Origin of the sequence: uncultured Salegentibacter sp., assembly GCF_963972535.1 — a bacterium.
Taxonomy (GTDB): domain Bacteria; phylum Bacteroidota; class Bacteroidia; order Flavobacteriales; family Flavobacteriaceae; genus Salegentibacter.
In genome coordinates this window covers 37,018-54,532 of the sequence record NZ_CAXAVR010000007.1, presented here as the reverse complement: position 1 = coordinate 54,532, position 17,515 = coordinate 37,018, and the positions used below count along the sequence as shown (strand labels likewise).

Annotated in this window: 18 protein-coding genes; 10 read left to right on the top strand and 8 right to left on the bottom strand. The window is 37.7% G+C overall.

Annotated features, from left to right (window positions below):
* Window positions 1–126: 126 nt before the first annotated feature.
* On the bottom strand, window positions 127–1,605 hold the full coding sequence (gene proS, locus AACZ30_RS02100; protein ID WP_339647473.1) for a proline--tRNA ligase: 1,479 nt from the start codon (window positions 1,603–1,605) through the stop codon (window positions 127–129).
* 110 nt (window positions 1,606–1,715) lie between these two features.
* On the opposite strand from proS, the gene AACZ30_RS02095 reads away from it, so the two are divergent.
* The 8 genes from AACZ30_RS02095 (at window position 1,716) to AACZ30_RS02060 (ending at window position 10,952) form a co-directional block, all read left to right on the top strand.
* Window positions 1,716–2,855: a hypothetical protein gene (locus AACZ30_RS02095; protein WP_339647471.1), complete on the top strand. Its 1,140-nt coding sequence runs from the start codon at window positions 1,716–1,718 to the stop codon at window positions 2,853–2,855.
* A gap of 134 nt (window positions 2,856–2,989) precedes the next feature.
* Window positions 2,990–4,492, top strand: a complete 1,503-nt coding sequence (locus AACZ30_RS02090) for an outer membrane protein transport protein (RefSeq protein ID WP_339647469.1) — start codon at window positions 2,990–2,992, stop codon at window positions 4,490–4,492.
* Between the two features lie 164 nt (window positions 4,493–4,656).
* Window positions 4,657–5,436 carry a hypothetical protein gene (locus tag AACZ30_RS02085; RefSeq protein ID WP_339647467.1) on the top strand — a complete coding sequence of 260 codons (780 nt, stop codon included), beginning with the start codon at window positions 4,657–4,659 and terminating at the stop codon, window positions 5,434–5,436.
* Between the two features lie 158 nt (window positions 5,437–5,594).
* Window positions 5,595–5,771, top strand: a complete 177-nt coding sequence (locus AACZ30_RS02080) for a hypothetical protein (protein WP_177195632.1) — start codon at window positions 5,595–5,597, stop codon at window positions 5,769–5,771.
* 198 nt (window positions 5,772–5,969) lie between these two features.
* Window positions 5,970–6,542, top strand: a complete 573-nt coding sequence (locus tag AACZ30_RS02075) for a cob(I)yrinic acid a,c-diamide adenosyltransferase (RefSeq protein ID WP_339647461.1) — start codon at window positions 5,970–5,972, stop codon at window positions 6,540–6,542.
* A gap of 149 nt (window positions 6,543–6,691) precedes the next feature.
* The gene (locus AACZ30_RS02070; protein WP_008272287.1) at window positions 6,692–6,913 is read left to right on the top strand and encodes a DUF2795 domain-containing protein; all 222 of its coding nucleotides are present in this window, start codon (window positions 6,692–6,694) and stop codon (window positions 6,911–6,913) included.
* An 88-nt stretch (window positions 6,914–7,001) separates the two neighbouring features.
* Window positions 7,002–10,361 (top strand): preprotein translocase subunit SecA, encoded by a 3,360-nt coding sequence (secA, locus tag AACZ30_RS02065; protein WP_339647459.1) that lies wholly within the window; start codon window positions 7,002–7,004, stop codon window positions 10,359–10,361.
* A gap of 114 nt (window positions 10,362–10,475) precedes the next feature.
* A complete protein-coding gene (locus tag AACZ30_RS02060) occupies window positions 10,476–10,952 on the top strand; it encodes a DUF4199 domain-containing protein (RefSeq protein ID WP_339647457.1) in 477 nt (158 codons plus the stop codon).
* Here the strand turns inward: AACZ30_RS02060 and AACZ30_RS02055 are convergent, their stop codons facing one another.
* The 4 genes from AACZ30_RS02055 to AACZ30_RS02040 are packed head-to-tail and all read right to left on the bottom strand — an operon-like array spanning window position 10,953 to window position 14,238.
* The gene (locus tag AACZ30_RS02055; RefSeq protein ID WP_339647455.1) at window positions 10,953–11,654 is read right to left on the bottom strand and encodes a peptidoglycan DD-metalloendopeptidase family protein; all 702 of its coding nucleotides are present in this window, start codon (window positions 11,652–11,654) and stop codon (window positions 10,953–10,955) included. It lies immediately after the preceding gene.
* 56 nt (window positions 11,655–11,710) lie between these two features.
* Window positions 11,711–13,108, bottom strand: coding sequence for a hypothetical protein (locus AACZ30_RS02050; protein ID WP_339647453.1), 1,398 nt, complete (start codon window positions 13,106–13,108; stop codon window positions 11,711–11,713).
* Window positions 13,089–13,709: a hypothetical protein gene (locus tag AACZ30_RS02045; protein ID WP_339647451.1), complete on the bottom strand. Its 621-nt coding sequence runs from the start codon at window positions 13,707–13,709 to the stop codon at window positions 13,089–13,091. Before AACZ30_RS02045 ends, AACZ30_RS02050 begins: the two co-directional genes overlap by 20 nt.
* The gene (locus AACZ30_RS02040; RefSeq protein ID WP_339647449.1) at window positions 13,693–14,238 is read right to left on the bottom strand and encodes an RNA polymerase sigma factor; all 546 of its coding nucleotides are present in this window, start codon (window positions 14,236–14,238) and stop codon (window positions 13,693–13,695) included. The genes AACZ30_RS02045 and AACZ30_RS02040 overlap by 17 nt, the downstream gene beginning before the upstream one ends.
* Before the next feature lie 154 nt (window positions 14,239–14,392).
* Here AACZ30_RS02040 and AACZ30_RS02035 point away from each other — a divergent pair, with 154 nt between their 5' ends.
* Window positions 14,393–14,956, top strand: a complete 564-nt coding sequence (locus AACZ30_RS02035; protein WP_339647447.1) for a DUF2911 domain-containing protein — start codon at window positions 14,393–14,395, stop codon at window positions 14,954–14,956.
* A gap of 143 nt (window positions 14,957–15,099) precedes the next feature.
* Here AACZ30_RS02035 and AACZ30_RS02030 read toward each other — a convergent pair whose 3' ends face one another.
* Complete coding sequence (locus AACZ30_RS02030) at window positions 15,100–15,534, bottom strand: organic hydroperoxide resistance protein (RefSeq protein ID WP_075326177.1); 435 nt, start codon at window positions 15,532–15,534, stop codon at window positions 15,100–15,102.
* Between the two features lie 95 nt (window positions 15,535–15,629).
* Here AACZ30_RS02030 and meaB point away from each other — a divergent pair, with 95 nt between their 5' ends.
* The gene (gene meaB, locus AACZ30_RS02025) at window positions 15,630–16,718 is read left to right on the top strand and encodes a methylmalonyl Co-A mutase-associated GTPase MeaB (protein ID WP_339647444.1); all 1,089 of its coding nucleotides are present in this window, start codon (window positions 15,630–15,632) and stop codon (window positions 16,716–16,718) included.
* Here the strand turns inward: meaB and AACZ30_RS02020 are convergent.
* The gene (locus AACZ30_RS02020) at window positions 16,715–17,284 is read right to left on the bottom strand and encodes a phosphatase PAP2 family protein (RefSeq protein WP_339647443.1); all 570 of its coding nucleotides are present in this window, start codon (window positions 17,282–17,284) and stop codon (window positions 16,715–16,717) included. The two genes, meaB and AACZ30_RS02020, sit on opposite strands and share 4 nt — an antisense overlap.
* On the bottom strand, window positions 17,284–17,514 hold the full coding sequence (locus tag AACZ30_RS02015; protein WP_075326174.1) for a hypothetical protein: 231 nt from the start codon (window positions 17,512–17,514) through the stop codon (window positions 17,284–17,286). The genes AACZ30_RS02020 and AACZ30_RS02015 overlap by 1 nt, the downstream gene beginning before the upstream one ends.
* Between the last annotated feature and the right edge of the window lies 1 nt (window position 17,515).

The window sequence follows — 17,515 nt, the reverse complement described above, 5'->3', positions numbered from 1 at the left end:
TGTTACCAGGATGAAAACCTGGCGTCCTAACCCCTAGACGAACGGACCATTTTTTTGTTTCAATGCGGATGCAAAAATACAACTATTTTTGAATGCCGCAAGAGTTCCACAAAAAAATTTTAAAAATTAATATGCCTTCGCAAAAAGCACTCTTTGCTCTGACGGTTTCCCTGTAAGCACACAGCTTCCCGACTCTTTTTCGGAATTAAATGGTATACAGCGAATTGTGGCTTTGGTAAGCCCTTTTATCTTGTTTTCTGTCTCTGCAGTTCCATCCCAATGGGCAGAAACAAACCCTCCTTTTTCTTTTAAAACTTTTTTAAATTCATCAAAAGAATCCACCTCGGTGATATGTTCATTTCTAAAATTGAAAGCTTTTTCAAATAAAGTATCCTGCATTTCAACCATAAGGTGCTTTACCTTCTCCACTACTTCTGTTTGGTTTACAAACTCTTTAGTGAGGGTATCTCTTCTTGCAAGTTCAACACTTCCCTTTTCCAAATCTTTAGGACCAATAGCCAATCTCACCGGCACGCCCTGTAACTCGTACTGCGCAAACTTCCAGCCAGGTTTTTGAGTATCTCTATCATCGTATTTAACCGAAATGCCGGCTTCTTTAAGATCGTCTGCCAGTTTATTGGCTACTTTAGAAATTTCTTCCAGCTGTTCTTCTCCTTTATATATAGGAACAATTACTACCTGGATAGGCGCTAAATTTGGCGGAAGCACCAAACCGTTATCGTCGCTATGCGTCATAATAAGCGCTCCCATTAAACGCGTGGAAACGCCCCAGGAAGTTGCCCAAACATTTTCTAATTTTCCTTCTTTAGAAGTAAAATTAACATCAAAAGCTTTTGCAAAGTTTTGACCTAAAAAGTGAGAAGTTCCTGCTTGTAGCGCTTTTCCGTCCTGCATCATTGCTTCAATACAATATGTTTCTACAGCGCCGGCAAAGCGCTCACTTTCGGTTTTGCTTCCTTTTATTACCGGCATTGCCATAAATTTTTCAGCAAATTCGGCATAAATATTATTCATTAATTCGGTTTCCTCCAATGCTTCCTGTTTGGTGGCGTGAGCGGTATGCCCTTCCTGCCAGAGAAATTCTGAAGTTCTCAAAAACAAACGGGTTCGCATTTCCCAACGCACCACATTGGCCCATTGGTTAATTTTTATAGGAAGGTCTCTGTAAGATTGAATCCAGTTTTTATAAGTATTCCAGATAATAGCTTCAGAAGTTGGTCTCACTACAAGTTCTTCTTCCAGTTTAGCTTCAGGATCTACTATTAATTTAGATTTATCGTTAGGATCTGTCTTAAGCCGGTAATGAGTAACTACAGCACATTCTTTCGCAAATCCTTCGGCATTTTTTTCTTCAGCTTCAAAAAGATGCTTGGGAACAAAAAGCGGAAAATAAGCATTTTGGTGGCCGGTATCCTTGAACATTTTATCAAGCTGGGCCTGCATTTTTTCCCAAATGGCAAATCCGTAGGGTTTTATAACCATACAACCCCGTACTGCGGAATTTTCAGCTAAATCGGCTTTTACCACCAATTCATTATACCATTTTGAATAATCTTCGCTTCTTTTGGTTAACTTTTTACTCATTCTCTGTATTTGGCATAAATCTTGTATTTTATTAAACACAAGCTAAATGCAGTTTTAGTTAGCGCAAAACTAACTATTTTTGTAATGTTCAACAATAAAATACCAAGCTAATGATACGCAATTACAACTTACACAAAAAAGCAATTCTATTTGTTGCTCCTATGTTCTTGCTATTGTTAGCATCTTGCGGTTCTTACCAGTATTCTGGTTATGAGGATGGGATCTACGGTGATTCTAACCAACAGCAATCAACTTCTGAAGAGCCATCCCAATATGCTAATAATAATCAGGATCAGGGAAATTCATATTATAAAAACCTTTTTTCAGAAAAATCAGAATTTTATGGCCAAATGGCCGATGAAATCGTTTTTACCGATGTAGAATCTTATTCTTCTGCTGATGGTAATGGAGACGAAATATATTACGAAGACCAACAATCTTACAATAGTGGTCGCGCTCCCTGGGGTGAAGATCCAGATCAATACACCATAAACATTTACAATACCGGTTTCCACGGTGGATTTTACAATCCCTGGAGATGGAATCGTTTTGGATATGGTTACGGTTTTGGAGGTTACTGGAATGATCCGTTTTTCTGGGATCCATTTTATGGCCCAGGTTATTGGGGTGCCGGTTTTGGTCCCTGGGGCGGAGGATTTGGCCCATGGGGTGGCGGTTTTGCATACGGCTCACGATGGGGCTGGGGTAACCACTTTGGCTTCGGATTTGGATATGGAGGCTTTGGAGGATTTTATAACCCATATATGGGAAGAGGATATTTAAACAACCCATATTATGGCTATCGTAACAATTACAGAGACGTAGCTTATAATAGCGGAAGAAGAGCCAGCTATTCAGATTATGGTACAAATTCAAGAGATAATGTTTCCCGTATTAGAACTAACGAATCTTCTTATTCCAGAAGCATTCGAAATATAAGAAGCAATGATAATGCTTCAAGAAGCAGAAGTTATACCAGAAGCAATTCAGACAATTCTAACGTTTATTCCCGATCTAGCAGAAGAAGCGAACCATCTAGAATCAACACTTCTTCTTCAAGAACAAATTCGGCTATAAACAGGTCTAATAGAAGTTCAAGATCTAACTCTACTTATAATAGATCTTCTAACAGTTCTTCAAGAAGTAGCGGGACTGTTCGTAGTAGCTCTAGTAGTTCCAGAAGTTCTGGAACAAGAAGTTCAGGCGGAAGTAGTCGTTCTTCTTCATCCAGAGGTGGCGGCAGAGGATAATCAACTTCTGGCGTGAAAGTATTTTAAAAAATTTGAATCAACCTTACAGTTTCCCGCTGTAAGGTTTTTTCTGAAATCAATAAACATTCTCCGGTCTAAAACCCGGTAAACGTAAAAGGAATTAAAAATAGTTTATGAAAAAGATATTTATAATATTGGGCATTCTTTTAGCAGGAAGCGTCCAGGCTCAAAACATTACCGATGCTTATAGATACAGTTCTGAAGAACTGAATGGAACCGCCAGGTTCCAGGCCCTTAGTGGTGCTTTTGGAGCACTTGGGGGAGACTTATCTGCCATTACAGTAAACCCGGCCAGTTCTGCCGTTTTCCTTAATTCTTTTGGAACTATGACTTTGTCTCACCGTTCTACCAATAAAAATGTAGATTATTTTGGATCCGGTACTACAAATGAAAATTCAGATTTTAACTTTAATCAGGCCGGTGGTGTACTTGTTTTTGATACAAGAAGTGATAGTCCCTGGAGAAAATTTAGCTTAGGTTTAAATTATAGCCAGACCAATAATTTTGACGATGCTTTTTTGGCTACCGGAACAAGCCAGACTTCTATAGACCAGTATTTTCTAAATTATGCTAACGGCATACCATTAGATTTACTACAAACCCGCGAAGACGAAAGTATCTCTGATCTTTATTCCTATTTAGGAGAAAACGAAGGTTATGCTGCACAGCAGGCATTTTTAGGCTACCAGGGCTACGTTATAGACCAGGCAGAAGATTCCCCAGATAATACCGAGTATAATTCCTTTATAAGCCCCGGGAATTTTAACCAGGAATATCGTTCTGTGGCTACAGGTTTAAACGGAAAATTTTCTTTTAACTTCGGGACACAGTTTAGAGATTTCTTATACTTGGGTGCTAACCTAAATACCCATTTTTTAAACTACGACCGTACTACAAGATTTAGAGAAAACAACAGTAATTCAGGTAGTGCTACCAATCAGGTGATTTTTAATAACAACTTAAGCACAACCGGGGACGGATTTTCTTTTCAGTTAGGTGCGATTGCCAAAGTAAGTGATAGATTTAGGGTTGGCGCATCATACCACTCTCCTACCTGGTTTAATATCGTGGAAGAGGCTACCCAGTATCTTGAAACAAATAACGAAGCGAATGAGCGTGTGGTGGTAGACCCCAACGTTTTAAACCTCTACCCTGATTACAATCTTAAAACTCCCGGTAAAATTACCGGTAGCCTTGCTGTATTATTCGGTACCAAAGGATTAATTAGTTTTGATTATTCCTACAAAGATTATTCAGCCACTGAATTTAGACCTACAGATGATCCCGAATTCGATTTTCAGAATGGGCTTATTTCAGAAGAACTTCAGGCGGCTTCTACTTTTAGATTGGGTGGAGAATATAGAATCAATAACTGGAGCTTAAGAGGTGGTTATCGTTTTGAGCAAAGTCCCTACGCTAACGAATCTACTGTAGGCGATTTAACCGGCTACTCAGGTGGTATAGGTTACGATTTTGGAAGTATGAAATTAGACCTTGCCTACACCAACGCAAATTACGAGGAAAATGCAAGACTTTATGAAACCGGTTTAACCAATACGGCAAATATAGACAGAGACCTCTCCAAAGTGATTTTATCGCTTAGCTTCGGCTTATAGGAAAACGATCTTTTGTTTTTAACTTAAAACGCCCTTTTTGGGCGTTTTTTAATTTAAATTCTACACTAAATCCCCTTATATCACTATTTTTCAGTAACTTATACAACCTATTTATTGAAGCCTCATCTATCATAGCTGCATTACTAACATTTAAATACACAGTTATGAAATCAATTTTTTACTGGATGATGCTAATTCCTTTTTTGGTATTCTCCCAAAATCAGTCAGATAATAATGAGGAATACCTCATTGTTGGATCCACTATTTTTTCAGCAAAAAGCGATAAAATAAAAGAGTTTTCTGAAGGTATGAAAAATCACAATGAGCAGTTTCATGCAGAAGGAGCTATGGGAGTACGAATTTTTACAATCATGAATGGCCAAAATGCGTATGATTATATGGCGGTAATTGGGCCAATGCCGTGGAGTGCTTTTGATGAAGCCAGCCCTACCCAGGAAGCACATGATGAAGACTGGACCAATAATGTGATCCCTTATTTAGAGAGCGAAGAGGAAGTGACTTTTTGGAGATTCCATAATAATTTATCTCATTTTCCTTCTAATTTTGAAATGAGCAAACTTAGAGTAAGCGTTTGGGACATAGCAAGAGGAAAATATGAAGATATGATTTCTAAGCTAGAAATGGTAACAGGAGTTTTAAAGGAAAAATCACCTGAAACGCCTTTCGCAATTTACACCAATGAATTTTCGTCTACCAACTCTGGCCAGGATCTTTCTGTAGTATATTTCTTCGATGATTTTGCTTGGCTGGGAAAAGATCAAAAGCTTAAAGAGAAATTTGAGGAGGTTCACGGGGCAGGTTCTTTTAATTCTTTTACACAAGAATGGATGAATATTACCAATGGCGCTTCTCAGGAACTTTGGGTTTATAACCAAAACCTAAGTGGGATTGGCTCGCAGGTAACCACTTCTACTGAAGATTAAAATTTAAAAAATGAGTTATAAAAAAGTCAGCATAGGAAAATTTTCTATGCCGACTTTAATTTGCATAAACTTCCTCTTCAGTATGCATCTATTGAAAATTTAATTTAATTCCTTAAAAACTCAAAATTTCATATCTTGTAAAAAATTAACAGTTTATCATGTTTGAGTTTGACCAGGAAACCTGGATTTACTTCGCGCTTATTGCGGCTTTTCTCGTTTATTTTATTTGGAATTCCCGTAGAGCAAAAAAGAACCGAAAGGCTCGTAAGAACAGAAATTTTAGAAGGCGCTATATGGAACGCCGAAGAGAGGAAAAATCTGAAACTAATATATAACTTCTTAGCCTCATTAATTGCCGCCTTAATTCTTCATTTTGTACTTTTGAAAAGTAAATTCCTTTACCAGGGAAGGCAAAGTCTTAAGTAAAATAATTTAGGCCCGAGACTAAAAATTTAAATTAAAGAGCCTGGAATTCAAGTAAGAATTTTTGAGTATTTTAATTTCAATTATCCATTAAGAAACAAAACATTTATATGAAGATTTATACAAAAACCGGTGATAAAGGTACTACTGCCCTTTTTGGAGGCACCAGGGTTCCTAAACACCATATTCGCATAGAAAGTTACGGCACTGTAGACGAACTTAACTCTCATATTGGACTTGTTCGCGACCAGGATACCGGCGAACACACCAAACAGGTTTTAAGCAGAATTCAGGACAGGCTTTTTACTATTGGCTCAACGCTAGCTACAGATCCTGAAAAACAAAAATTAAAAAACGGAAAAGAGCGATTAAATATTCCTAAAATTTCGGCAGAAGATATTGAAATGCTTGAAAAAGAAATGGATAAAATGAATGAGGAACTTCCTCCTATGACTCATTTTGTGCTTCCGGGAGGCCACCAAAGCGTGTCATTCTGTCACATAGCGCGGTGTGTATGCCGGCGTGCAGAGCGACTTGCCACCGCTTTACACGAAATTGCAGCTTTTGACGATAAGGTTTTACAATATCTAAATAGACTATCTGACTATCTATTTGTACTGGCACGGATGTTGTCTAAAAAATTAGAAGCCGAAGAGGTAAAATGGATTCCCGAAAAATCTTAGTTCTTATTTTAAGGCTTCAGCAAGAATTATTCAGTAAAATCTATAATTTTAGCGTATGTTCTTAACGGTATTGATTAAATAATAGATTTTTTTCTTGGCTATTACCACAAAAAATTTATTTTTGCAAAAATAATAAACCTGAGCAACCCATGTATTGGACTTTAGAATTAGCATCTTATTTAAGTGATGCACCCTGGCCTGCAACTAAAGACGAATTAATTGATTACGCCATTAGAACAGGTGCTCCACTAGAAGTAGTAGAAAACCTACAGGCGATTGAAGATGAAGGAGATTCGTATGATTCTATTGAGGAAATTTGGCCCGATTATCCCACTGATGAAGATTATCTTTGGAATGAGGATGAATATTAAATAATAACACGCAAAAAATAGAAAAAAGTCTCCAAAGTGAGGCTTTTTTTTTGCGTACATTTGAACCCCGTATTAAACAAAAACTATTATGAGTTTTTTAAATTCTGTATTAAAAGTATTTGTTGGCGATAAATCTAAAAAAGACGTCAAAGAAATACAACCTATAGTCAATAAGATAAAGGCGCTGGAAGGTGAGTTTGAAGCCCTTTCTATAGACGAACTTAGGGCTAAAACAGCAAGCTTTAAGGCGAAGATCGCTGAAGCTCTAAAAGATATAAATAAACAAATTGAAGAGCTGGAAGCCGAGGCCGATGCTAGTGACGATATTACCCGAAAGGAAGATATTTATGCTGAAATTGATGCGCTGAAAGCTAAATCTTATGAGATCTCTGAAGGAGTTCTTAACGATATTCTACCCGAAGCCTTTGCAACGGTAAAAGAAACCGCAAAACGCTTTTTTCATAACGAACAACTTAAAGTTACCGCCTCAGAATTTGATCGTGAGATTTCTGCCGAAAAAGACTATGTAAATCTTGAAGGCGATCACGCAATCTGGAACAATTCCTGGGATGCTGCCGGAAAACCGGTAACCTGGGATATGATTCATTACGATGTACAGCTAATAGGTGGTGTGGCCATGCACCAGGGGAAAATTGCCGAGATGCAAACCGGTGAAGGTAAAACCCTTGTGGCAACCTTACCAATGTATCTTAACGCTCTTACTGGAAACGGAGTGCACCTTGTAACGGTAAACGACTACCTGGCAAAAAGGGATAGTGCCTGGATGGCGCCACTTTTTGAATTTCACGGTTTAAGTGTAGATTGTATAGATTACCACAGGCCAAATTCAGCCTCCAGAAGAAAAGCTTATAATGCCGATATTACTTACGGAACCAACAATGAATTTGGTTTCGATTATTTGCGTGATAATATGTCTCACGCTCCAAACGATCTCGTACAACGGCCGCATAACTTTGCCATTGTAGATGAGGTAGATTCGGTTTTAATTGATGATGCGCGTACGCCGCTTATTATTTCCGGGCCAATCCCAAAAGGTGATGTTCACGAGTTTAACGAACTCAAACCTGCAATTTCTAATATTGTAGAACTTCAGCGTAAACACCTTACTAAGGTTCTTGCTGAAGCTAAAAAACTTATCAAAGAAGGAAACACCAAAGACGGTGCATTCTTGTTATTAAGAGTTTATAGAGGCCTACCCAAGAATAAAGCACTTATTAAATTCCTTAGTGAAGAAGGTATAAAACAGTTGTTGCAGAAGACCGAAAATCATTACATGCAGGACAACAACCGTGAAATGCCAAAGGTAGATGCAGACCTTTATTTCACTATTGAAGAAAAAAGCAACCAGATAGACCTTACCGATAAAGGTATTGAGTTTCTTTCTGCCGATGGAGATTCCGATTTCTTTGTTATGCCCGAAATGGGAATGGAAATCGCCAAGATTGAAAAAGAAGGACTTTCTAAAGAAGAAGAAGCCGAGAAAAAAGAAGAACTTTTTAGAGATTACAGCGTAAAAAGTGAACGTATTCACACCTTACGACAACTGCTAAAAGCCTATACCCTATTTGAAAAAGATGACGAATATGTGGTAATAGACAACAAAGTGAAAATCGTAGACGAGCAAACCGGGCGTATCATGGATGGGCGCCGCTATAGCGATGGTTTACACCAGGCAATTGAGGCCAAGGAAAATGTGAAAATTGAAGATGCCACCCAAACTTTTGCTACGGTAACGCTTCAGAATTACTTTAGAATGTACAGCAAGTTATCTGGTATGACAGGTACAGCTGTAACAGAAGCTGGAGAATTCTGGGAGATCTATAAATTAGATGTGGTAGAAATTCCTACCAACCGTCCTATTGCCAGAAAGGATAAGGACGATATGGTTTACAAAACCAAAAGAGAGAAATATAACGCGGTAATAGACGATGTTACCCAGCTTTCTAATGCAGGAAGACCCGTTCTTATTGGTACAACTTCTGTAGAAATTTCAGAATTACTTTCAAGAATGCTGAAATTGAGAAATGTTCCGCACAACGTGCTTAACGCAAAACTGCATAAACGAGAAGCCGATATTGTTGCTGAAGCAGGTAAATCTGGTATTGTAACTATCGCCACTAACATGGCAGGTCGTGGTACCGATATTAAACTTAGTAAAGAAGTTAAAGAAGCCGGTGGTTTAGCCATTGTAGGTACAGAGCGCCACGATTCACGGCGTGTAGACCGCCAGTTAAGAGGTCGTGCCGGCCGTCAGGGAGATCCGGGAAGTTCACAGTTCTATGTTTCTCTGGAAGATAATCTAATGCGTCTATTTGGTTCTGAAAGGATCGCGAAATTAATGGATAAAATGGGTCTGGAAGAAGGTGAAGTAATTCAGCATTCCATGATCTCAAAATCTATTGAGCGTGCGCAGAAAAAAGTAGAGGAAAATAACTTCGGAATTAGAAAGCGTTTACTTGAGTATGATGACGTAATGAATGCTCAGCGGGAAGTTATCTATAAACGTCGTTACCATGCTTTATTTGGAGATCGTCTGCGAGTAGATATCGCGAATATGATTTTTGATACTTCTGAAGCGATTACCGAAAATAATAAAGTTGCCCAGGATTATAAGAATTTTGAATTTGAACTGATTAGGTATTTCTCTATGAGTGCCCCGGTTTCAGAAGAAGAATTCGAGAAAATGGGCGTACAAAAAATTGCCGGAATTGTCTATAAAGAAGCCTACCAGCATTACCAGGAAAAGATGAAGCACAGCGCTTCCAGGGCTTTCCCGGTAATTAAGCAGGTTTACGAAGACGAAAGCAACAATTTTGAAAGAATTTCTGTGCCATTTTCAGACGGGCAAAAAACGCTTCAGGTAGTTACTAATCTTGAGAAAGCTTACGAAACCGAAGGTGTTCAGTTAGTTAAAGATTTTGAGAAAAATATAAGTCTTGCTATAATTGATGATGCCTGGAAAACCCACCTTCGCAAGATGGATGAGTTAAAACAGAGCGTTCAATTAGCGGTTCACGAGCAAAAAGATCCTTTATTGATCTATAAATTTGAAGCTTTTGAATTGTTTAAATCTATGCTGGATCACGTAAATCGGGATGTAATTTCTTTCCTTTTCAAGGGTGAAATTCCAGAAGGAAATGTTTCAAATATCCAGGAAGCAAGACAACGCAAAAAAGAAAAAGTAGAAACTCAAAAGGATGAAATTCCTAATATAGACGAAAGAGCTGCTCAAAGTCGCGCCGCTGGAAACACCCAACAGCAACGCCGCCCACAGGTGACCGAAACCATTACCAGAGACCAACCAAAGATTGGCCGTAATGATAAAGTGACTATAAAAAATGTAATGAGTGGTGAGAATAAAACTCTTAAATACAAACAGGCTATTCCGCTTATTGAAAAAGGAGATTGGGTTGTTGTGAATCAGTAATTTAATTTCAAATTATACAAAAGGGCTGTTTAAACCTCCTAAATAGAGGAACTTTTAAACAGCCCTTTCTTTTTTTGAGTACATTAGCTTTTCATTCAACCAATCATCAAAAAAATGAAAAACTACCAAATAGAAATAAAGTGGGGCGTAATTTTCTTCGCTGCATCTTTACTTTGGATGTATTTTGAGAAACTCATGGGCTGGCACGATGTGCTAATTGCCAAACACGCTATTTACACCAACTTTTTTGGCTTAATTGCAATAGCAATTTACTTCTTTGCCATTCACCATAAAAGAAAGAATTTTTTCCGCGGAAAAATGAGCTGGAGACAGGGATTCGTTTCGGGAGTAATTTTAAGTATTGTTATTGCCTTACTCTCTCCTATTGGCCAACTAATTACACACTATCTTATTTCTCCCGAATACTTTGAAAACGCTATAGAAAGCAGCGTAGAAAGAAATGCTATGAAGCAGGAAGATGCTGAAGCTTATTTTAACTTAAGCTCATATATAGTCCAATCTATAGCCGGTGCATTAATGATGGGTGTAGTAACCTCAGCTATTGTTGCATTGGTTTTAAGAAAAAAATAATCAGGAGTTTTTCAATTTCAGCAAATAATTGGGATCTGGGCAGTTTTGCAGATAAAAATCTAATTCCCGGCGGGAAGTAACCCCGGGGAAATCACCAATTTTTTCAACTAAATCTTCAATTATCTGAAAATGTAAATGTGGTGCGTAATCGCCATTTTCTTCGGGTGTTCCCAATTCAGCAATTTTTTCGCCTTTTTTCACAAAACTCCCCGGAACAAGACCGTTTAATGAACATTTACTTAAATGACCATACAGAGAATAGAACTTCTTTTCTTCAAATTTGTGTTCTAAAATTATGGTTGGGCCGTAATCTCCGAAACTGGAATTATCGTTAAAACTATGAATTCTTCCATCTAAAACCGCTAAAACATCGGTATATGCATCAGCCCAAAAATCAAGGCCTAAGTGTATATTCCTGTTAGAATCTTCATCTTCAGAAGTGGTAAAAAGTTCACTTCTCTTATAAAGTTTTCGTACTTCAGAATAGCCTCCAAAAGCCACTTTTTTTCCGAAGGCATTTAAATATTCGGCTATATAATTAGAAAAAGCCCGGGAAGAAGAAATATCTACTTTCCCGAGCTCTACATTGTTTTCAGATAAATCTATAATTATATAATCTTCTTCTTTTAAATTCACATCCAGAACCTGGGTAAACCCCGGTGTTAACTGCGAAAGAAATTCAGAAAAATTTGTGGTTCCCATAAGCGATCTTTAAAACGATTTGCCGTTTAAGAATCGCTAAAATTACACCTTGAAATTTAATTTAACAAGACATCGCTAAAATTAGCTTTAATGCTAATATTCCCTCCAGAATCTTTAGTTTTATGAAATCCCGTGAGTTTTTTATTATCGTAAGATTCGCTACTTGTTACCTTTAAAGAACCAGGATGTTTAATATCGCTCTGGGTGCCACTATATATAAAATTAAAAGCTGATGAAGGCAAGCCAAGTTCCAGATCACTATTCTCTAAATTAATATCTAGATTTTTAAAATTAGCTCCTACTCTTGCGATATTCAACTCCCCAAAATTTCCAGATAAAATGCCGGTATCTTCCAGCTCCTCAATATTTACATTACTGGAATTGGAACTTAATTTGATGCTTTTCACCTTCTTAATTTTAAAGTTTTTTACATACCTGGCATCCATTATTCCATAAGTCCAATAGTTGATGTTCACCGGCGTGTAAGCTGCCTCTACATTGGTATTTTTACCACTTATCCTATCGGCGGTTAGTTTACTGTGAGAAAGATCGGCGTGAAGATTATTTGTTGTTCCCGAAAGGTTCACATCCCCGTGGCGTACCTCAAGATTAAGCTTTGCATTTTTAGGCATTTTTACCTTAATGGTCTTTTTGGCCTTAGAATTACTTAAACCTATCACTTTTGGTTTTCCATTTTCTGCCTCACCAAAACGGGCTTCCATTTGCGCTCCAAAAGATTCGCCCCAGGCTTCCATATCTTTACCAAAACTTTCGGCCCATTTTTCCATAGACTTTTCAAGCTCTTCACTGTTTATTTCCATCTTCATTTCAAAATTCTTCTCCCATTTCTCGGCATTTTTTTCAAACTGAGAAGCCCATTTTTCCATATCTTTTTCAAAATCTTCTCCAAAATTCGCTTCTATTTGTTTTTCAAATTTTGCAATGTATTTGTCACCGTCTTTTTTATAAGCTTCATAGTCAAATTTGATATTGCCCATTTTTTCACTGAATTCTGGCGGAAGCGGTGCTCCCATACTTTCGCCCATACTTTGCATCAAAGGCGTCACCAAATTATTCATTAATGGCTCCAGCATCTGCGGTAGGCTGGCCAGAGGTTTTTCCAAACCGCTAAGATCTATATCTCCGCTCCACTGAATTCCTCCGCCTGAAGAAATATTTACTTCTGAAGCATTTCCGAAAGTATTGAGTTTCCAGGCCGCAAGAATATCTTTTATTTCACTTTTTTCAATTTCACCCGTTTCCAGAGAGGCTTCAATTCGCACTTCATTTTTATCCCAGTAATCTACAATAATATTGGTGTGACTGGCATCAATTTTCACTTCTACATCGCTGGAAGTTTTATAAGTTTTATCCAGCTTTTTTGTTTGCGCGCTCAATGTTACCGGAAGGCAGAGCAGCAGCGCAACTATTAAATTATACCTCGTAGTTTTCATATTCGTTGTCTTTTGATTGTTTAATTTCTTTTAATTTGCTTTTTAGCTTGTAGAGTAAATCCAGTCTTAGCTGAAGATTCGCTATCATCGCTTCCAGGGTTTGCTCGTTTGGCCCGGCTTCTTTAATTTCTGTATTTAAGCGTTGGTATTCCTTATCCAGTTCAGCCATTTGGTTCATAAAAGAATCTATAAGGGCTTTATTTGCGGGTGTAATATTGATTTTGGAAAGTTCAATATTAAGACTGGCCATATAATAATCTTCAATCTTCTTGAATTCTGGCGAAACTTCACTTAGCTGAAAATTATTTTCAGTTGTTCCCGGCTTATTTTCATTTTCTTCTGAATTTTCCTGATTTGGAGTATCAGCTACCGATGGCTCATTCGTAAAATTATCTCCCCCTGAATTCAGAAAAAAGAATCCCACGCCCAGCGCAACAATTAAAACCGCTGCGATCTTTAGAAAAAAGAACGTATTATTCTTCTTTTCTACGGGAAATTCTTTCTCAAGGCGACCTTCAAATCGCTTTTGGTGCCCTTTGGGTAAAGTGTTGGGTTTGGGCTCCTTCTCATTCCTGAACATTTCTCTAATATCCTGTGCCATTTTTTATAGTCTTTAATTCTTCTTGCAATTTTTTCTTACCTCTGTGCACTAAAGTCCGCGAGGCTACCGGACTAATATTTAAAATCTCTGATATTTCTTCGTGGTCATAGCCTTCCATTAAAAACAGCATCAGAGGGTATTTATATTTTTCGGGAAGTTTTTCCATACTTTGCTTTATTTCTTTCATTCCAATCCCATCGTCTACCTGCCAATTATCGTCTTCTTCGGCTGTGCTCAATACCTGTTCATTAATAGCGACTAATTCCAGCTTTTTCGCTTTTAATTTATCTATACACTTATTAATTACAATACGCTTAAGCCAGGCGCCAAAAGTAACTTCCCCCGTAAATTGTTGCAGTTTTGCAAAGGCTTTTATAAAAGCTTCCTGCATTGCGTCTTCGGCCTCATAAGGGTCTTTCAAAAAACGTAAGGCCACATAATGCATTCCCTGGCAATACTGATTGTAGAGCTTCAGCTGGGCCCTGCGATCTTTGTTTTTACAGGCTTCTATTAATTGATGCTGTATCATTTTCTTTGATTGGTTGTACTTTAAAGACGAAACTATTTTTGTAATGTTGCAAGCTTCTGTTATTTTGTAGCTGAAAATACGTTTTTTCCTTTTTAAAGTCTGAAAAATTAGTTTGCACGCTTTTTGAACTGTAGTATTTCAAAATAAATTAATAATGAAAAAACCGGTAAAAACGTTTTTAAAGATTGGCGGAATTATTATTGTATTGGCCGCTGTACTGGTATTTATAATGCGCTACAGTACTAAAGCTCATAGTCCCGAAGCCACCGTAAATTATACACAGGGCGATTTAAAAATAGAAGTCTTTTATAACCGCCCTTATAAAAAAGAACGGGTAATTTTTGGTGAACTGGTACCTTATAATGAAGTATGGCGTACCGGTGCCAACGAAGCCACGACTTTTGAAACCAATAAAGATATAATGGTAGATGGCTCACTTTTAGAAGCCGGGAAATATACCCTATGGACCATCCCCATGGAAGATTCCTGGAAGGTGATTTTTAATAAAAATATGTACCCCTGGGGAATTGATATGGAGGAAAAAGCTTATCGTGATCCTGAGTTTGATGCCCTGGTACTAGAAGTTCCTACCAAAGATTTAAAAAAAACTATTGAGCAATTTACCATTGCCTTTAATGAAGAAAATGAATTTATAAATTTAAACCTGGCCTGGGCCGAAACCTTGGTGAGTGTTCCTATAAAACCTGGAAAAGCCTAAAAAATTAAACCTCACAGGGTCAGAAAATCCTGTGAGGTTTATAATTTAAGTCACCCTGAACTTGTTTCAGGGTCTAATTTCTTAAAGTCTTAGATGCTGAAACAAGTTCAGCATGACGATAACGAAATTTTAAAAATTTCACCTTAATCTTCGTCTACTAAAAGATTAAGCGTCACATCTATATTGTCTCTTGTGGCTCGAGAATAAGGGCAAATCTCGTGGGCTTCATTAACAATTTTTTCACCAGTTTCAACATCTACACCTGGTAAATAGCAATCTAATACTACAGATAGTTGTAAATTTTCTTCCTCATCAGTCAGACCTAATTTTACTACTGCGCTCACACTAACATTTTCATCTATATCTATACCGTGATTCTTAGCAGCGAGTTGCAATGCACCTCCAAAACAAGCAGAATACCCCGCTCCAAATAATTGCTCCGGATTGGTATAATTTCCGCCTTCACCGCCCATAGATTTTGGCATACTTAATTTTACATCCAATATTCCATCATCACTTTTGGCGTGGCCTTTTCTTGCTCCTTTTGTAGTTACCGTTGTTTTATACAAATTTTTCATCGTTATTTAAGTTATATTAATTAGGCCTGAATATACCAAGCATAAACAAGGCTCCCAAAGATCGAATTCATAAATTTGTCATAAATAAGTATAGTTTGAGCAAGAAGAACCAAGAATCGGCATTAAGTGAATCTGGCAGTAAGCCGGCCTCGGCGAATGTGAATCCAAAATCAGCTCAAAAGATTAGAGCGTCCCGAAAAAATAAATTTGAGGAAGAAGATTTGCTTCAGCAACTTCTAAATGAAAATAAGACTGCTTTAGGCCGTGCAATTACTTTGGTAGAAAGTAATCAATTTTCACATAGAAAAAAGGCGCAACAGTTATTGGAAGGCGCCCTGCCCTATTCTCAAAAATCTATTCGAATTGGAATTACAGGCGTGCCCGGCGTTGGCAAAAGTACTTTTATAGAAAGTTTTGGCTCCTATTTAATTCAGCAGGGAAAAAAAGTAGCGGTACTGGCGGTAGACCCCAGTAGTAGTGTTTCGCACGGGAGTATTTTAGGTGATAAAACCAGGATGGAAAACCTTGTAAAAGAAGAAAATGCTTTTATACGGCCATCGGCTTCGGGTTCTTCTCTTGGTGGTGTAGCTAAAAAAACCCGCGAAAGTATTATTCTATGTGAAGCTGCAGGCTTTGATGTTGTGCTAATTGAAACCGTTGGGGTTGGCCAAAGCGAAACCACGGTGCACAGTATGACCGATTTCTTTTTATTGCTGAAACTAGTTGGAGCCGGAGACGAACTACAAGGCATAAAACGAGGAATTATAGAGATGGCCGATGCGATTGTGATTAATAAAGCTGACGGAGACAATATAAAAGCTGCAAGGGAGGCAAAACTGGAGTTTAACCGTGCGCTGCAACTTTACCCAAGCAAAGAAAGCGGCTGGAAACCGAAAGTTGCTCTTAGCAGCGCTTTAAAGCAAACGGGAATTGATAGTGTTTGGGAACTTATTAAAGAATTTGAAAAGCTAGGAAAAGAAAATGGTTTTTTCCTGAAAAACAGAAAAGAGCAGAATAAATTCTGGCTTCTACAAACTATAAATGAACACCTAAAAAACCGCTTTTACCAAAATCCTGTGATGAAAGAGGAGTTAGAAATTCAATTAAAAGCTATAGAAAATAATAAGATAACCGCGTTCGCCGCAGCCGATTTATTAATTGAAAAGTTTGAAAATCTGGATTAATTCTTTTTGAAAATTTTCTGCTGTGCCCATTCGTGAAGTTTATAGAAAATAAAGCCTAATAGCCCACCAATCAACATTCCTACAAGTATATCTCCCGGATAATGCACTCCAAGATAAACCCGACTATAAGCTACCAAAAAAGCCCAGGCAACTAACCAGAATATCATTTTAGGAAAGACTTTTCTAAATAATAATCCAAGAAAAATAGCAACGCCCATCGAGTTAGAAGCGTGTGCTGAAAAGAAACCATAAGATCCGCAACGAACTGCCACAAAACGGGCATATTCCATAATACCTTCCTGCCGGCAGGGCCTTAAACGTTCAAAAGCGTCTTTAAAAACATTTCCTAATTGATCTGTAGCGGTAATTAATAAAGTTATAAATACCACCGTGACCAGGCTTGATTTAAAACCGAATTTCCTAAAAATTAGGAATAAAAGTAAAGCGTATAACGGGATAGCTGTCCATTTATCGGTAATGAGCAGCCAAAGCCAATCCCAGGTTTCATTACCCAGGTTATTTAGCCAAAGAAATAATTTATGATCTAACTCTATTAATTTCTCCATTAATCGTCCTCGTATCTTGCAATTTCCCTATCGTAAAATTCTGAAGCTTCTTTAATAAGGTTTTCGGTTTCATTTTCAAGTTCTTCTTCATCGTGCTGGTCAAATTCTTCCAGCCATTCTACTTCATCGTTCTCGAGATTAATGATAAATCGTGGGAATTCGGTATGTATTACGAAGATAGCAGTGGGATAGTCAGTATTATCACCGAGAAGAAATTTAGGGAAATCCATA

Excerpts from the sequence above, each read along its gene's own strand:
- proS (WP_339647473.1), bottom strand. The coding sequence starts at position 1,605 with ATGAGTAAAAAGTTAACCAAAAGAAGCGAAGATTATTCAAAATGGTAT.
- AACZ30_RS02095 (WP_339647471.1), top strand. The coding sequence starts at position 1,716 with ATGATACGCAATTACAACTTACACAAAAAAGCAATTCTATTTGTTGCT.
- AACZ30_RS02090 (WP_339647469.1), top strand. The coding sequence starts at position 2,990 with ATGAAAAAGATATTTATAATATTGGGCATTCTTTTAGCAGGAAGCGTC.
- AACZ30_RS02085 (WP_339647467.1), top strand. The coding sequence starts at position 4,657 with ATGAAATCAATTTTTTACTGGATGATGCTAATTCCTTTTTTGGTATTC.
- AACZ30_RS02080 (WP_177195632.1), top strand. The coding sequence starts at position 5,595 with ATGTTTGAGTTTGACCAGGAAACCTGGATTTACTTCGCGCTTATTGCG.
- AACZ30_RS02075 (WP_339647461.1), top strand. The coding sequence starts at position 5,970 with ATGAAGATTTATACAAAAACCGGTGATAAAGGTACTACTGCCCTTTTT.
- AACZ30_RS02070 (WP_008272287.1), top strand. The coding sequence starts at position 6,692 with ATGTATTGGACTTTAGAATTAGCATCTTATTTAAGTGATGCACCCTGG.
- secA (WP_339647459.1), top strand. The coding sequence starts at position 7,002 with ATGAGTTTTTTAAATTCTGTATTAAAAGTATTTGTTGGCGATAAATCT.
- AACZ30_RS02060 (WP_339647457.1), top strand. The coding sequence starts at position 10,476 with ATGAAAAACTACCAAATAGAAATAAAGTGGGGCGTAATTTTCTTCGCT.
- AACZ30_RS02055 (WP_339647455.1), bottom strand. The coding sequence starts at position 11,654 with ATGGGAACCACAAATTTTTCTGAATTTCTTTCGCAGTTAACACCGGGG.
- AACZ30_RS02050 (WP_339647453.1), bottom strand. The coding sequence starts at position 13,108 with ATGAAAACTACGAGGTATAATTTAATAGTTGCGCTGCTGCTCTGCCTT.
- AACZ30_RS02045 (WP_339647451.1), bottom strand. The coding sequence starts at position 13,709 with ATGGCACAGGATATTAGAGAAATGTTCAGGAATGAGAAGGAGCCCAAA.
- AACZ30_RS02040 (WP_339647449.1), bottom strand. The coding sequence starts at position 14,238 with ATGATACAGCATCAATTAATAGAAGCCTGTAAAAACAAAGATCGCAGG.
- AACZ30_RS02035 (WP_339647447.1), top strand. The coding sequence starts at position 14,393 with ATGAAAAAACCGGTAAAAACGTTTTTAAAGATTGGCGGAATTATTATT.
- AACZ30_RS02030 (WP_075326177.1), bottom strand. The coding sequence starts at position 15,534 with ATGAAAAATTTGTATAAAACAACGGTAACTACAAAAGGAGCAAGAAAA.
- AACZ30_RS02020 (WP_339647443.1), bottom strand. The coding sequence starts at position 17,284 with ATGGAGAAATTAATAGAGTTAGATCATAAATTATTTCTTTGGCTAAAT.
- AACZ30_RS02015 (WP_075326174.1), bottom strand. The coding sequence starts at position 17,514 with ATGGATTTCCCTAAATTTCTTCTCGGTGATAATACTGACTATCCCACT.